Raw genomic sequence first — 13425 nt, 5'->3', positions numbered from 1 at the left:
CGCAGCGCCCGCGATCCTGGGGAACCAGGCTGTCGCGAGCGGGGAAATCGGCCAGGCGATCGCGATGCGTACTTCCGCTCAGTCCCCCCTGAGGCGCCCGCCCATCTCCTGGGCCAGGTCCACCGCGTAGTGGTCGGTCATGCCGCCAATGAAGTCGAGCATGCGCCGGTAACTGTCGTAGAGCGGCCAGGAGGGGCGTGGGGTGTTCTCGCCGATCAGCGCCAGCACCCGCTGGTGCTTGAAGCTCGCGTGGCCGGTGTAGTGCAGTTCGTGGGCAGCGCCGATGAAGGCTTCGAGCAGGATGCCGAGGGTGGTGTAGGCGCCGATTTCCAGCTTGGCTTTGCGTTCGTTCTGGAAGATGCGCTCGCGAGCGAGCTGCTTGGCCGCCGCCACGCCCCAGCCCAGGTCGGGGTGGCAGAGCTCGAGCAGGTCGGACGTCAGGGTGCCGCCCAGCAGCGCGCTCTCGTGCTCGACGAACACGGCGCCGACGTCATTGACCGCACGCTCCATGGCCGCCCCCCGCAGCGCCGCGATGCGGCGCCGCTGCGAGACGCCGTCGCGAGCCATGCGCGGATAGTCGGGCGGCGCGTCGCCGGCGATCTGCAGCAGCACGTCGGCTACCTCTTCGAAACGCAGGATGCCCATCTCCAGGCCATCCTCGAGATCCAGCAGCGCATAGCAGATGTCGTCGGCGGCTTCGACCAGCCACGCCAGTGGATGGCGGCACCAGCGCCCCTCGCCGCGCGGCAGCAGGCCCAGGCAGCGGGTCACGTCATCGAGCAGCGGCCGCTCCGATTGATAGCAACCGAACTTGCCGGCACCGCCGCCGTGCTCCACGGTCCAGGGGTACTTGAGCAGGGTGCCGAGGGTCGCCGCCGTCAGCCGCATGCCGCCGCGGAACTGGTTGTATTCGATCTGGGTGACGATGCGAAACCCCTGGGCATTGCCCTCGTAGGTCAGCAGGTCGGCCCGCTCACGCTCGGTGAGCCCCTCGAGCAGGCCGCTGCCATCGGCCTCGGCGCGCTTGAACCAGTCGCGAATGGCGTACTCGCCGGCATGGCCGAAGGGAGGATTGCCGATGTCGTGCCCGAGGCAGGCGGCCTGCACGATCACGCCGAGGTCGGCCGGGGTGATCCAGCTCGGCAGGCGTTCGCGCAGCAGCTCGCCGACGATCATGCCCAGGCTGCGCCCCACGCAGCCGACCTCCAGGGAGTGAGTCAGGCGGGTGTGGATATGGTCGTTGTCGGTCAAGGGGTGCACCTGGGTCTTGCGCCCCAGGCGCCGGAACGAACCGGAGAAGACGATGCGGTCGTGATCCTTGTGGAACGGGCTACGGCCGATCTCGTCACGGCCGCTGGTGGGCTTTCCGTGCAGCCGCGAAGGGTCGAGCAACTGCTGCCAGTGCATCTGCGTCATGGGCTTCCTCCTGAAGCCCCATTCTGGCACTGCCCCGGTTGCATGACCATCACCGCCGCCACCGTCTCGCTTGTCGCCTGCCGCAGGGCTCGCCTAACTTGTCAGTGCGCGCCCTGCGAGAGGACGCATGTCGCCAGGCGTCGCTCTGCGCGGAGCGCCCACCCACTGGCAAGGAGGCACCCCATGACACGCAAACCTGATGCGACCCGGCCCGAGCAGCCGGGCGACGAGGCCCCTCCCGGTACACCCGGGACCTGCCAGAACGTCTGCCCGACGTGCAAGGGCGACGGCAGGATCGAGAACCGCACCTGCCCCGACTGCGGCGGCTCCGGCTATGTCATCGAGGGCATAGGCGGCGGCTGAGCGCTATTCCCGACCCGTTCACGCCAGAGGCCGAACCGCTGCGGTTCGGCCTCTGGCGTGTGGCTCGTGGCGGCTCGGGGTCAGTAGTCGTAGTCACTGCCCTTGGCATAGCCGCTGGTATCGCGCTGCCGCGATGACGTTGCCTGCAACCGCGGCCCCGGTGAGCGCGCCGGCGACGGCAGCGCCGCGGGACGCGAGGGCAGCCCGCTGCTCGCCGCGGCGCCGCGGGCACGCTCCACGCCCAGGGGGAAGCCGCTGCGGCCGCTGTAGTCTGGCGTGCGTCCACCCCGATAAGCGCGCTCACGGGTCTGGGCCTGGGCGCAATAGAGACTCGCTGCGGTACCCGCCCCGACGAACAGCAGGGCCAACTTCACGCTGCCCCGCTTGGGGTGGTCGCGGTCGGCCAGTAGCGCCAGCAGCGCCGCCAGGTCCAGCGCGTCGCCGGCGCTGCGCGCCCACAGCGCGGGGCCGGGGTTGACGGTCAGCGCGCCGACACCGGTGGCCACCCCGCGCGCGCCGCAGGTCCGCACGATGGCTTCCGCCCCCTCGACGCCCAGCGCGCGGGTCACGCTGCGTGGCGCCAGGAGCTGGTAGAGTCCCAGGCCGATACCCAGCCAGCCCAGCCCTCGCGCCATCCGGTCGCTGGGCTGCAATGAACGGCTACGATCGAGATTCATGTTCACCTCCTTGTCCTGTCACGCACGTGTTCCGTCAGCGCCCCTCAAGGCTTGAGCACGACCTTCACGCAGCCGTCCTGCTTGTCGCGGAAGGTGTTGTACATGTCCGGTCCCTGTTCGAGACCCGCGGTGTGGGTCACCACGAAGGAGGGGTCTATCTGGCCCTCGTCGATCAACCGCAGCAGGCCGTCGGTCCAGCGCTTGACGTGGGTCTGGCCGGTGCGCACCGTCAGCCCCTTGTTCATCAACGGCCCCATGGGAATCTTGTCGACCAGGCCGCCGTAGACGCCCGGGATCGACAGGATGCCGGCCGGACGGCAGACGTAGATCATCTCGCGCAGCACGTGGGCGCGGTCGCTCTCCAGCATCATCACCTGCTTGACGCGGTCGTAGACGGAGTCGATCGAACGTGGCACGTGGGACTCCAGCCCCACCGCATCGATGCACTTCTCGGGCCCCTTGCCGTGGGTGAGCTCCTGCAGCCGGGCGAGCACGCTCTCCTCGTCGAAATTGATGGTGATCGCCCCGCCGGCCTCGGCCATGGCCAGCCGCTCGGGCACGTTGTCGATCACTACGACCTGCTCGGCACCGAGCAGCACGGCGCTGCGCACGCAGAACTGGCCGACCGGCCCGGCGCCCCAAATGGCCACGGTATCGGTGGGCTCGATCTCACAGGCCACCGCCGCCTGCCAGCCGGTGGGGAAGATGTCGCCGAGGAACAGCACCTGCTCGTCGCTCAGGCTGTCGGGCACCTTGATGTGCGTCTGGTCGGCGAACGGCACACGCACGTACTCCGCCTGGCCGCCGGCATAGCCGCCGGTGAGATGGGAGTAGCCGAACAGCCCCGCCCCGCCGTGGCCGAAGACCTTGTCGGCCAATGCCTTGTTGCGGTTGGAGCGCTCGCACACGGAGAAATTACCGCGCCGGCACTGATCGCATTCGCCGCAGGTGATGGTGAAGGGCACCACGACCCGGTCGCCGACCTTGAGGTCACCGGCCTCGGCGCCGACCTCCATGACCTCGCCCATGAATTCGTGCCCCACCACGTCGCCGGACTCCATGCCGGGAATGAAGTGGTGATAGAGGTGCAGGTCGGAGCCGCAGATGGCGCAGCTGCTCACGTTGACGATGGCATCGCGGGGGTGTTCGAGGTGCGGGTCGGGAACCGTTTCATAGCGGATGTCGTTCTTTCCGTGCCAACACAGCGCTTTCATGGACTCTCTCCCTGTTGTCCGAACGAAGGCTCTCCCACCACCATAGTTCAGCCGCCCGAGGCAGCAGGTAAGGGAATTGAGCGGCTGGGTAACGGACCTTATCCCGACCATCTGCCAAGGGGCGTGCTACAGCCCCGCTATTCGTCCCTCGTGGGCGTGGCGACCCGCCACGGAGACCTGACGCGGCGCCAGGCGAGCGACTTGGTACGAGGCGAGGGAGGGCTGTCACGGCACTGCCATCGAAGCGTCACGTCAACGGCAGGCGCCCCGCCGGCTGGGCGGGGCGCGATGGAGGGGAGTGACGCGGCTCAGTGGCCGGAGTTGGGGTCGTGGGCCTCCTCGGTCTGGAAGACCTCGGGATTCTCCTCGCCGTTGACGTGGAGGAAACCGGCCAGCCCCTTCTCCAGGCGGGAGAGCGCATGGTCGACGAGGATGTACTTGCCGGGGTATTCGACCTCGAACTCGACCATGGTGGCGCCGCCCGGGGGCACCAGCGTGGTCTGCACGTCGGTCAGCGGCGGGCTGGTCAGCGAGGCCTGGTCGTAGACCTTGTCGAAGATCTCGCCGATGACGTGGAAGCTGGAGGTGGCATTGGGGCCGCCGACGCCGAAGAAGATGCGCACATTATCTCCCACGTCGGCCTCCATCTTGTGCGTCTGGGTCAGCGCATCCATGTTGCCGTTGAACATCAGGTGCTCGGGGCGCTCGTCGAGCAGCTTGTCGAGAGAGAACTCCTGCAGCCCCTGGCTACCGTGGCGCTGGGCGGTGTAGAGCTCGCCCTGCATGATGTAGAACTCGCGATCCACCGGCGACAGGCCGCCTTCCGGCTCGACCAGGATCATGCCGTACATGCCGTTGGAGATGTGCTGGGCGACCATCGGCGTGGCGCAATGATAGACGTAGAGGCCGGGATTGAGCGCCTGGAAGCTGAAGCTCTTGGTCTGGCCAGGGGCCGCCTGGGTCACCGCTGCCCCGCCGCCGGGGCCGGTCACAGCGTGGAAGTCGACCGAGTGGATGTGGGCGCTGTCCTCGGCATTGCTCATGTTGACGTGGACGGTGTCGCCCACACGCACCCGTACGAAGGGGCCCGGCACGGTGTCGTTGAAGGTCCAGTAGCGGTAGCTCGAGCCGTCGGCCAGGTGGCCTTCGCGCTCGGTGGTCTCGAGGTTGAGGGTGACCTCCTGCGGGCCGCGATCGCCCACCGGTTCACCGACGGCGTGGGGGTCCATCGACAGGTCCGGGGCCGCCTCCCGCGCTTCGCCCGGCACCGGATCGCCGACGATGAGGTTGCCGACCATGCCGGCCGCCTTGTGCCCCGGAATGCTGCACAGGTACTCGAAGTTGCCTTCCTCATCGACGCGGAAGGCCACGGCGGTGGCTGCGCCCTGGCCGCTGATGTCGTCGGAGTCGACGCCGAACTCGGGCAGCGCGATGTCGTGCATGGCGCCGTCGCCGTTGATCAGGTTGATCTGCACCACCGCCCCGACGGGAGCGTGCAGGTCGGGATTGATGACATCCTTGATGTCCCCCTTGTCGCCGACGAAGACCAGCTTGCCGTCGGCTACGGCGGTCCGCAGCGTGTAGGTCACGTCGGGCGTGACGTCGGCGGGACTCAAGACTTCGCCGTGAGCGGCGAAAGCGGGATTGGCGAGCGCCGCGCTGGTAGCGAGCAGGGCGACGGAGCGGGCGAGAACGCTACGGGTGAATTTCATCGTCTTTTCCTCACGGAGGAATTACCTTGGGAGACGATTTGAAAGTAGCATTCTGAATACTTGTTTAAGTTGACCCATGTCAGGAAGCGACCTCCAGCCTACGGCTTTCGAATGAGACATGAGCGAAAAGTTGACCTGCGACAATCGCCGTCAACGCCGCTGGCGAATCATCCAGCCATAGACCATCCCGGCCACGATCAGGGTGACGGCGAAAGCGTAGATGCCGACGGTGATGCCGCTGTTCCACAGGATGCTCCAGTCGCCGCCCGAGAGCGACATGGCGCGGCGCAGGTTGTACTCCATCTGGCCGCCCAGCAGCAGCCCGAGCACTACCGGCACGGCGGGCATTTCGAGCTTGCGCAGCACGTAGCCGAGCACGCCGAAGGCGAGCATCATGTAGAGGTCGAAGGCGCTGTTGCTCAATGAGTAGACACCGACGAAGGCGACCATCACCACCATCGGCATCAGGAACCAGCCGGGGGCCTGCAGCACCTTGGCGAACAGCCCCACCAGCGGGATGTTGAGGACGAGCAGCATCACGTTGCCGATGAACAACGCCGCCACCAGGCCCCACACCATGTCGGGCTGCTGCGTGAACAGCAGCGGCCCCGGAGTGATGTTCATCGACAGCAGCAGCGCCAGCAGGATTGCCGTGGTGCCACTGCCGGGAATGCCCAGCGAGAGCATGGGAATCAGCGAGCCGCCGGCGGCGGCGTTGTTGCCCGCCTCCGGCGCCGCCACGCCGCGCGGGTCGCCCTGGCCGAAGCTGCCGCGCCGCCCCAGCCAGCGGCGCTCCAGGGTGTAGGAGAGAAAGCTGCCGAGTGCGGCGCCGGCGCCCGGCAGCACGCCGGCGACGAAGCCGATGAACGAACTGCGCCCGATGGTCGGCGCGCATTTCCAGGCGCTGCGGATGCCGGGAATCGCCGAGCCGACCCTGAGGGTCGGCTTGTTGCTGCCGCGGATGTCCTCGAGGAACACCAGGCACTCCGAGATGGCGAACAGGCCCACCAGGGCCACGATGAAGTCGATGCCGTCGTAGAGCTCGTACCAGCCGAAGGTATAGCGCGGCACGCTGCTCACCGAGTCGATGCCCACCGTCCCCAGCAGCAGGCCCAGGCAGGCGGCGAGGAAGCTCTTCACCAGGCTGCCGCTGGTCACCCCGCCGATGGTGGCGAAGGCCAGCACGAACAGGGCGAAGTACTCGGCCGGGCCGAAGCGGATGGCGAACCCCACCAGCAGCGGGGCGAACAGGGTGAGCCCGATGGTGGCCACGGTGGCACCGACGAACGAGGCCACGCCGGAAAGCCCCAGGGCCTCGCCGCCACGCCCCTTGAGCGCCATGGGGTAGCCGTCGAGGGTGGTCATGACCGCGGGCTCGTCGCCGGGAATGTTGAGCAGGATCGAGCTGATGCGCCCGCCGTACATGCAGCCGTAGTAGATGCTGACCAGCAGGATCAGCGCCGCGGTCGGCGCCAGGCCGAAATTGAAGGTCAGCGGGATCATCAGTGCCACCCCGTTGACCGGGCCGAGCCCCGGCAGCGCCCCGATCAGCGTGCCCACGGCACAGCCGACCAGCGCCAGAAAGAGGTGTTGGGGCTCGAGCGCCACGGCGAAGCCTTGGGCGAGAAAAGCCAATATATCCATCGAGACGCCTTACCAGTCGAGGCCCGGCATGTTGGGCAGCGGCATGCCGAGGGCGAATTCGAACAGCAGATAGAGCGAGACCGTCAGCAGCGCGCCGCAGACCAGCGAGGCCCTCCAGGTCGCCCCGAACAGACGAATCAGCAGCACCACGCAGACCAGACTGGCGGGCAGGAAGCCCAGCGACTTGAGAACGCCGGCGTAGATACCGAGCAGCAGCAGCGCCGCCCCCTGCCTGAGCAGGGCGGCGCGCTGCGGCCAGCGCTGATTGACGCCGGGGCGTATCACCAGATAGGCCGCGAACAGGCCCATCGGCACGCTGACGAGACGTGGAAACGCGCCGGGCCCCACGACCTGGCCGAAGCCGGCGGGGAAGGTGTGCGAATACCACCACGCCCCCACTGCCATCAGCAGCAGCACGATGCCGGCGATACGATCGGCGACGGCGCCCGAGACCTGATCCGTATTCAGTCCGGGTTCACTCACTCGATGACACCGATCTCGCGCGACACGGACTCGACCTCGTCGATGGTCTCGTAAACGTAGTCGGTGAACTCTTCACCGCCACGCCACAGCGGCACCAGGCCGTTCTGCTGGGCGGTCTCCTTCCACTCGTCGCTCTGGTAGAGCGTCTCGAGGGTCTCGACCATGCTTGCGTAGTCCTCGTCGGAGACTTCACCACCGGTATAGAAGCCACGCCAGTTGTAGCCGGTCACGTCATACCCCTGGGACACCGCGGTGGGCAGGTCGGCGAAGGGCTCGGGCAGCGGCTCGTCGGACAGGACCGCCAGCACCCGCACGTCGCCCGACTCGATGAAACCGGCGATCTCGCCGAGGTCGGTGGAGACCATGTCGACGTGTCCTCCCATCATCTGGGTCACGGCCGGCCCGCCGCCGTCGAACTGCACCCAGCGCACGCTGGCCATCTGATCGGCCGGCATGCCCGCCTCCTTGGCCAGCAGCAGCGCGCGGATGTGATCCCAGCCACCGGCGCCGCTCGAGCCGGCCATGGCAACGGCAGCGGGATCCTCGACCATGGCGTCGAGCAGCTGCTCGAGGGTCTCGTAAGAACTCTCGTCATCGACCAGGATCACGCCCACGTCGGTGCCCAGCATGGCCAGCCAGCGCATGGTATCGGCGTCGCCGGGGTATTGGCCCTGGGCGATCTGCGTCATGCCCACGGTGCTGGTCGCCACGATCAGGTCGCTGTCGTCGGCGCGGCTGCTGGCGACGTTGGAGAACGCCACGGCCCCCACGCCGCCCGGCATGTTGGTGACCTGCACGGCGCCGTCGGTCAATTCCAGCTCGCGCAGCAGCTTGGCCACCGAGCGGCAGGTGAAGTCCCAGCCGCCGCCGGGGTCGGCCGGGGCGATGCACTCGCTGATGGGCAGCGCCTGGCTCGGTGAGCTGATGGCCAGGCCCAGCCCCAGCAGGGCGGAGGCGGCGAGACCGTGGCGGGCATGCTTGATGGTACGCATTGTCGTGTCCCTCGCTGTTCATTGTGTTTGTGGCGGGCACTGCCGCGCGGCGCTGCACGAGGCGCCGCGCTCCTTGCAGGTTAGCTCATATAATGCCCCGCGCCCGAAGTTCCGCTATTCCATCCTCATCAACGCCCAGTTCGCGCAGGACCTCGTCGCTATGCTCGCCGAGGTCGGGGACGGGGCGGTGTACCGCCGCGGGGGCCTCGCTCATCTTGACCGGGAAGCCGGTCGCGGGTATCCGACCGAGGGGGCCCTGGTCCAGTTCGATCTTCATCTGCTGGGCCTGGACCTGAGGATCGTCGAAGGTCTCGCGCAGGTCGTGGACGCGGCCGCACGGCACCCCGGCCCGGTTGAGATGCGCGATCCACGCGTCGACGCTGCGCCGCTCGATGACCCGCGTCAGGATCTCGCGCAGGGCTTCGCGGTGCACCATGCGCCGGGCGTTGTCGGCGAAGCGCTCGTCGTCGAGCAGGTGCAGCATGTCCAGCGCCCGCAGGAAGCGCTCGACCATGATGTCGTTGCTGGGGGCGATGGCCACCTCGCCGTCGCTGGCGCGGAACAGACCGTAGGGATAGAGCATGGGGTGGTCGTTGCCGGTGCGCGCCGGGACCTGGCCGGTGGCGAAGTACTCCGCCGCCAGGTAGCCCATCATGCCGATCAGCCCGTTGGTCAGCGCAGTCTCGACGATATCGCCCTGCCCGCTGCGCTCGCGCCGCACCAGCGCCGCGCAGATGCCGAAGGCCAGGTTCTGGCTGGCCACCATGTCGCTGATCGGCGGCGCCGCGCGCATGGGTTCGCCGTCGGCGGGGCCATTGACGCCCATGAAGCCGCTCATGGCCTGGGCGATGAAGTCGTAGGCGGGCCGGTCGCGGTAGGGCCCGGTGGAGCCGAAGCCGTTGATGCGCCCGACGACCAGGCGGGGGTAGCGCTCGCGCAGCGTGGCGTCGGCGAGCCCCATCTTCTCCAGCACGCCGGGGCGAAAATTCTCCACCAGCACGTCGGCCCCCTCCAGCAGGCGATGCAGGATCGCCTTGCCCGCTTCGCTGCGCAGATCGAGCGTCAGCGAGCGCTTGTTGCGGTTGAACTGAGCGAAGTACCAGCTGAAGCCGTCCATGATGTTGCCCTGGGAGCGCACGATATCGCCGCGCCCCGGCGGCTCGACCTTGATCACCTCGGCGCCGTGGTCGCCCAGTATCTGGGTGCAGAACGGCCCCGAAATGACCCGCGTGAGGTCGATCACGCGGATGCCCTCCAGGCTTCCCGCCGCCTGGGCTGGTGAATTCGTCATGTTCATCCTCTTGCCGTGGGCACCGCCGAGCAGTCGCTCAGCGCCAGCCGCGGGCCCGCCTTGGAGACCTGCGCCGGCAGCGGCCGCCCCATCAGGCGGGTGGCGAGCTGCGCCGCCGCGATCATCCGCTCCAGGTCGATGCCGGTCTCGATGCCCATCTCGCCGAGCAGGTAGACCAGGTCCTCGCTGGCGATGTTGCCCGTCGCCTTCGGCGCGAAGGGGCAACCGCCCAGCCCGCCGATCGAGCTCTCGTAGCGATCGACGCCCAGCGCCAGCCCCTGCATGACGTTGGCCAGCCCGATGCCGCGGGTATTGTGGAAGTGCAGGGTGGGCGCCACCCCGGGTGCCACCTCGCGCAGGTGGGCGATCCGCTCCGCCACCAGCGGCGGCGTGGCCATGCCGGTGGTGTCGCCCAGCGACACGCAGCGCGCGCCGAGGTCGGCGAAGTGACGGGCGATGCGCCCCACCGCGGCGACCTCGACGTCGCCCTCGAAGGGGCAGCCGAAGCAGGTGGCGATGGCGCCGCGCAGCTCGATGCCGCTGCCCTCGAGGCGCCGCGCCACCTGCTCGAAGCTCGCCAGCGACTCATCGACGCTGGCATTGACGTTCTTGGCGTTGTGGGTTTCCGAAGCCGAGACGAACAGCACCACCGAGTCGATGCCGGCCTCCAAGGCCCGCTCGGCCCCGCGCAGGTTGGGCACCAGCGCCGAGAAGTGCACGTCCCGGATATCGCGGAGTTCGGCCACCAGCTCCGCGGCATCGGCCAGGGCCGGCACCGCGCGGGGACTGACGAAGGAGGTCAGCTCGAATTCGCGCACCCCGGCCGCGACCAGGGCGCGCACCAGCTCGGCCTTTTGCGCCGTGGAGAGCAGCACCTTCTCGTTCTGCAGGCCATCGCGCGGGCCCACCTCGGTGACGTGCACCCGCTTGGGCGCCCTGATCCCGTCGAGCATGATGGTTAGCCAGGCAAGGGATTTCCTCGACTGTACGTAGCCGGCTCACTTAACAGCCATGCGCCTTTCGTTGTATGCCTGCCTTCTATAGGGCCTGCCATCGGCCTGGCTGAAAGGCTTCGTTCGCCATCCGCCGGCCATTTCGGTTTGCGCGCGCAGTTCTCAATCGCCATCCGCCAGCGCCGGCAGCAGCACCTTGAGCTTGCGCGTCAGGGTATTGCGCCCCCAGCCCAGCAGCTCGGCGGCTTCGCCCTTGCGCCCGCCGGTATGCTTCAGCGCGGTTTCGATCAGGATGCGTTCGAAATCCGGCACCGCCTCCTCGAGCAGATGGGTATGGCCCGCGGCCAGGGCGCGGTCGGCCCAGTCGCGAAAGGCGGCGCGCCAGTCGCCGCTGGCCACCTCGCCACCCTCGCCCTGGCGCAGCTCCGGGGGCAGATCTTCGACCAGGATCTCGCGCCCCGAGGCCATCACCGTCAACCAGCGACAGGTGTTCTCCAATTGTCGCACGTTGCCCGGCCACGGCAGGCGGGTCAGGTGCGCCTCGGCGTCACGGGTCAGTACCTTGACGTCGGTGGCGAGCTCCTTGGCCGCCTCGGCCAGGAAGTGGCGCGCCAGGCGCGGAATGTCCTCACGCCGTTCGGCCAGCTTGGGCAGGTGCACGCGGATCACGTTGAGACGATGGAAGAGGTCCTCGCGGAAGCGGCCGTCCTCGACCAGCCGCTCTAGGTTCTGGTGGGTCGCGGCGATGATGCGCACGTCCACCTTGACCGGCGTATGGCCGCCGACCCGGTAGAATTCGCCGTCGGCCAGCACTCGCAGCAGACGGGTCTGGGTCTCGGCGGGCATGTCGCCGATCTCATCGAGGAACAGCGTGCCGCCGTTGGCCTGCTCGAAGCGCCCCTGCCGGCTCGCCGTGGCGCCGGTGAAGGCGCCCTTCTCGTGGCCGAACAGCTCGGATTCGATCAGGTCGCGGGGAATCGCCGCCATGTTGAGGGCGATGAAGGGATGGGTGGAGCGCGGGCTGTGCTGGTGCAGGGCGCGGGCCACGCGCTCCTTGCCGGTACCCGACTCGCCGTTGATCAAGACGGTGATGTGCGAGTGCGACAGCCGGCCGATGGCGCGGAAGACCTCCTGCATCGCCGGCGCCTCGCCGATGATCTCGGCGTCGAGCCCCTCGGGCACGCTCACCGGGCGCTTGCGCTCGCGAGCGTGGGCCACGGCGCGGCGCACCAGGGCCAGCGCCTCGTCGACATCGAACGGCTTGGGCAGGTATTCGAAGGCGCCACCCTGGTAGGAGGCCACGGCGCTGTCGAGATCGGAGTGAGCCGTCATCACGATGACCGGCAGGTCGGGATGCACCTCGCGCACCCGCGACATCAGGTCGAGGCCGTCGATGCCCGGCATGCGAATGTCGGTGACCAGCACGTCGGGCGGGTCGTCCAGCAAGCGGCTGAGCGCCACGTCGGCCCGGTCGATGCACTCGACCTCGAGGTCGGGCTGGGCCAGGGCGCGCTCCAGCACCCAGCGAATGGCGCGGTCGTCGTCGACCACCGCGACACGTGCGACATCAGTCATGGCGCCTCTCCAATGGAATAAGCAGACGGAATTCGGTATGGCCAGGGCGGGACTCGCACTCGATCAGCCCCTGGTGCTGGTGCAGGATGCCCTGGGCAATGGACAGCCCCAGCCCGCTGCCGTCGGCACGCCCCGAGACCATGGGATAGAACAGGGTTTCCTGAAGGCCCTCGGGAATGCCGGGGCCGTTGTCGATCAACGCCACCTCGCAGACCAGGCGATGGCGCTCCGCGCCCAGGGTGAACTGGCGCCGCGCCCGGGTACGCAGCAGCAGGCTCGGCGCCTCGGTGCCGGCCTCGGTCATCGCTTCCACGGCGTTGCGCGCGACGTTGAGCACCGCCTGGATCATCTGCGCCTCGTCGCCAGGAAAGTCCGGCAGGCTGGGATCGTAGTCACGCTCGATCGTCACGCTCGGCCTTTCCGCCATCAGCAGCGTACGCACCCGCTCCAGCACCTTGTGCACGTTGAGCGGCTCGTGACGCACCAGCTTGTTCGGCCCCAGCATGCTGTCGACCAGGTCGCGCAGGCGGTCAACCTCCTCGACGATGATGCGGGTGAACTCCTTGAGGCCGGGGTCGTCGAGATCGCGCTCGAGCAGCTGCGCGGCGCCGCGAATCCCGCCCAGGGGGTTCTTGACCTCGTGGGCCAGGCCGCGCGACAGCACCTTGATCGCCTCCTGGCGATTGAGCAGGGCCTCCTCGCGGGAGATGCGCAGCAGGCGGTCACGCGGCTCCATCTCCACTAGCAGCTCCATCGCCGACAGCGGCGTCACCGTATAGTCGATCGTGACCACGCCCCCGCCGACCAGTGCCAGTCTGACCTCGCGCTGGGTGAAGGGGTGCTGGTCGTCGCGGGCCTTGGCCAGCACCTCGCCCATGCCGTCGTCCTCGGCGAGCAGCGTCGCCAGGCCGAGCCCCTTCACCCGGCCCAGGCTGACCGCCAGCAAGGCCTCGGCGGCCGGGTTCATCCAGCTCAGCCGCAGTTCATCGTCGAGCAGCAGCACCGCGGTGGTGAGGTGTTCCATCAGGCGTCGATACATTTACGACCTTTTCCTCGGTGAACGCAGGAGCACATGGGGCAGCCCGTGCCTCGTGATGGCGCATCG

General features: G+C 68.3%; 12 protein-coding genes. 1 reads left to right on the top strand and 11 read right to left on the bottom strand.

Annotated features, from left to right (window positions below; all coding sequences use genetic code 11):
- Positions 1–78: 78 nt before the first annotated feature.
- Positions 79–1416 carry a deoxyguanosinetriphosphate triphosphohydrolase gene (locus I4484_RS01845; protein WP_197449353.1) on the bottom strand — a complete coding sequence of 446 codons (1338 nt, stop codon included), beginning with the start codon at positions 1414–1416 and terminating at the stop codon, positions 79–81.
- A 183-nt stretch (positions 1417–1599) separates the two neighbouring features.
- On the opposite strand from I4484_RS01845, the gene I4484_RS01840 reads away from it, so the two are divergent.
- Entirely contained in the window at positions 1600–1779 is a 180-nt protein-coding gene (locus I4484_RS01840) for a hypothetical protein (protein ID WP_197449352.1), read from the top strand.
- An 80-nt stretch (positions 1780–1859) separates the two neighbouring features.
- Here I4484_RS01840 and I4484_RS01835 read toward each other — a convergent pair whose 3' ends face one another.
- From I4484_RS01835 to glnL, 10 genes are all read right to left on the bottom strand, one after another.
- The gene (locus I4484_RS01835; protein ID WP_197449351.1) at positions 1860–2456 is read right to left on the bottom strand and encodes a hypothetical protein; all 597 of its coding nucleotides are present in this window, start codon (positions 2454–2456) and stop codon (positions 1860–1862) included.
- A gap of 44 nt (positions 2457–2500) precedes the next feature.
- Complete coding sequence (locus I4484_RS01830; protein WP_197449350.1) at positions 2501–3670, bottom strand: zinc-dependent alcohol dehydrogenase; 1170 nt, start codon at positions 3668–3670, stop codon at positions 2501–2503.
- A gap of 308 nt (positions 3671–3978) precedes the next feature.
- Entirely contained in the window at positions 3979–5382 is a 1404-nt protein-coding gene (gene nirK, locus I4484_RS01825) for a copper-containing nitrite reductase (protein WP_197449349.1), read from the bottom strand.
- A gap of 150 nt (positions 5383–5532) precedes the next feature.
- A complete protein-coding gene (locus I4484_RS01820) occupies positions 5533–7026 on the bottom strand; it encodes a tripartite tricarboxylate transporter permease (RefSeq protein WP_197449348.1) in 1494 nt (497 codons plus the stop codon).
- A gap of 9 nt (positions 7027–7035) precedes the next feature.
- Entirely contained in the window at positions 7036–7509 is a 474-nt protein-coding gene (locus tag I4484_RS01815; RefSeq protein WP_197449347.1) for a tripartite tricarboxylate transporter TctB family protein, read from the bottom strand.
- Complete coding sequence (locus I4484_RS01810) at positions 7506–8501, bottom strand: tripartite tricarboxylate transporter substrate binding protein (RefSeq protein WP_197449346.1); 996 nt, start codon at positions 8499–8501, stop codon at positions 7506–7508. The genes I4484_RS01815 and I4484_RS01810 overlap by 4 nt, the downstream gene beginning before the upstream one ends.
- An 85-nt stretch (positions 8502–8586) precedes the next feature.
- A complete protein-coding gene (locus I4484_RS01805) occupies positions 8587–9792 on the bottom strand; it encodes a CaiB/BaiF CoA-transferase family protein (protein WP_197449345.1) in 1206 nt (401 codons plus the stop codon).
- 2 nt (positions 9793–9794) lie between these two features.
- Complete coding sequence (locus I4484_RS01800) at positions 9795–10745, bottom strand: hydroxymethylglutaryl-CoA lyase (protein WP_197449344.1); 951 nt, start codon at positions 10743–10745, stop codon at positions 9795–9797.
- Positions 10746–10907: 162 nt separating this feature from the next.
- Positions 10908–12320, bottom strand: coding sequence for a nitrogen regulation protein NR(I) (gene ntrC, locus I4484_RS01795; RefSeq protein WP_197449343.1), 1413 nt, complete (start codon positions 12318–12320; stop codon positions 10908–10910).
- A complete protein-coding gene (glnL, locus tag I4484_RS01790) occupies positions 12313–13359 on the bottom strand; it encodes a nitrogen regulation protein NR(II) (protein WP_197449342.1) in 1047 nt (348 codons plus the stop codon). The genes ntrC and glnL overlap by 8 nt, the downstream gene beginning before the upstream one ends.
- Positions 13360–13425 lie beyond the last annotated feature (66 nt).

This window comes from Halomonas sp. SS10-MC5 (assembly GCF_015992245.1).
Taxonomy (GTDB): Bacteria; Pseudomonadota; Gammaproteobacteria; order Pseudomonadales; family Halomonadaceae; genus Halomonas; species Halomonas sulfidoxydans.
This window is presented reverse-complemented; position numbering and strand designations above follow the sequence as displayed.

Bases quoted from the DNA above. Each gene is read 5' to 3' on its own strand.
- I4484_RS01820 (WP_197449348.1), bottom strand. From the start codon at position 7,026: ATGGATATATTGGCTTTTCTCGCCCAAGGCTTCGCCGTGGCGCTCGAG.
- I4484_RS01810 (WP_197449346.1), bottom strand. From the start codon at position 8,501: ATGCGTACCATCAAGCATGCCCGCCACGGTCTCGCCGCCTCCGCCCTG.
- I4484_RS01835 (WP_197449351.1), bottom strand. From the start codon at position 2,456: ATGAATCTCGATCGTAGCCGTTCATTGCAGCCCAGCGACCGGATGGCG.
- I4484_RS01845 (WP_197449353.1), bottom strand. From the start codon at position 1,416: ATGACGCAGATGCACTGGCAGCAGTTGCTCGACCCTTCGCGGCTGCAC.
- glnL (WP_197449342.1), bottom strand. From the start codon at position 13,359: ATGTATCGACGCCTGATGGAACACCTCACCACCGCGGTGCTGCTGCTC.
- I4484_RS01800 (WP_197449344.1), bottom strand. From the start codon at position 10,745: ATGCTCGACGGGATCAGGGCGCCCAAGCGGGTGCACGTCACCGAGGTG.
- ntrC (WP_197449343.1), bottom strand. From the start codon at position 12,320: ATGACTGATGTCGCACGTGTCGCGGTGGTCGACGACGACCGCGCCATT.
- nirK (WP_197449349.1), bottom strand. From the start codon at position 5,382: ATGAAATTCACCCGTAGCGTTCTCGCCCGCTCCGTCGCCCTGCTCGCT.
- I4484_RS01805 (WP_197449345.1), bottom strand. From the start codon at position 9,792: ATGACGAATTCACCAGCCCAGGCGGCGGGAAGCCTGGAGGGCATCCGC.
- I4484_RS01830 (WP_197449350.1), bottom strand. From the start codon at position 3,670: ATGAAAGCGCTGTGTTGGCACGGAAAGAACGACATCCGCTATGAAACG.
- I4484_RS01840 (WP_197449352.1), top strand. From the start codon at position 1,600: ATGACACGCAAACCTGATGCGACCCGGCCCGAGCAGCCGGGCGACGAG.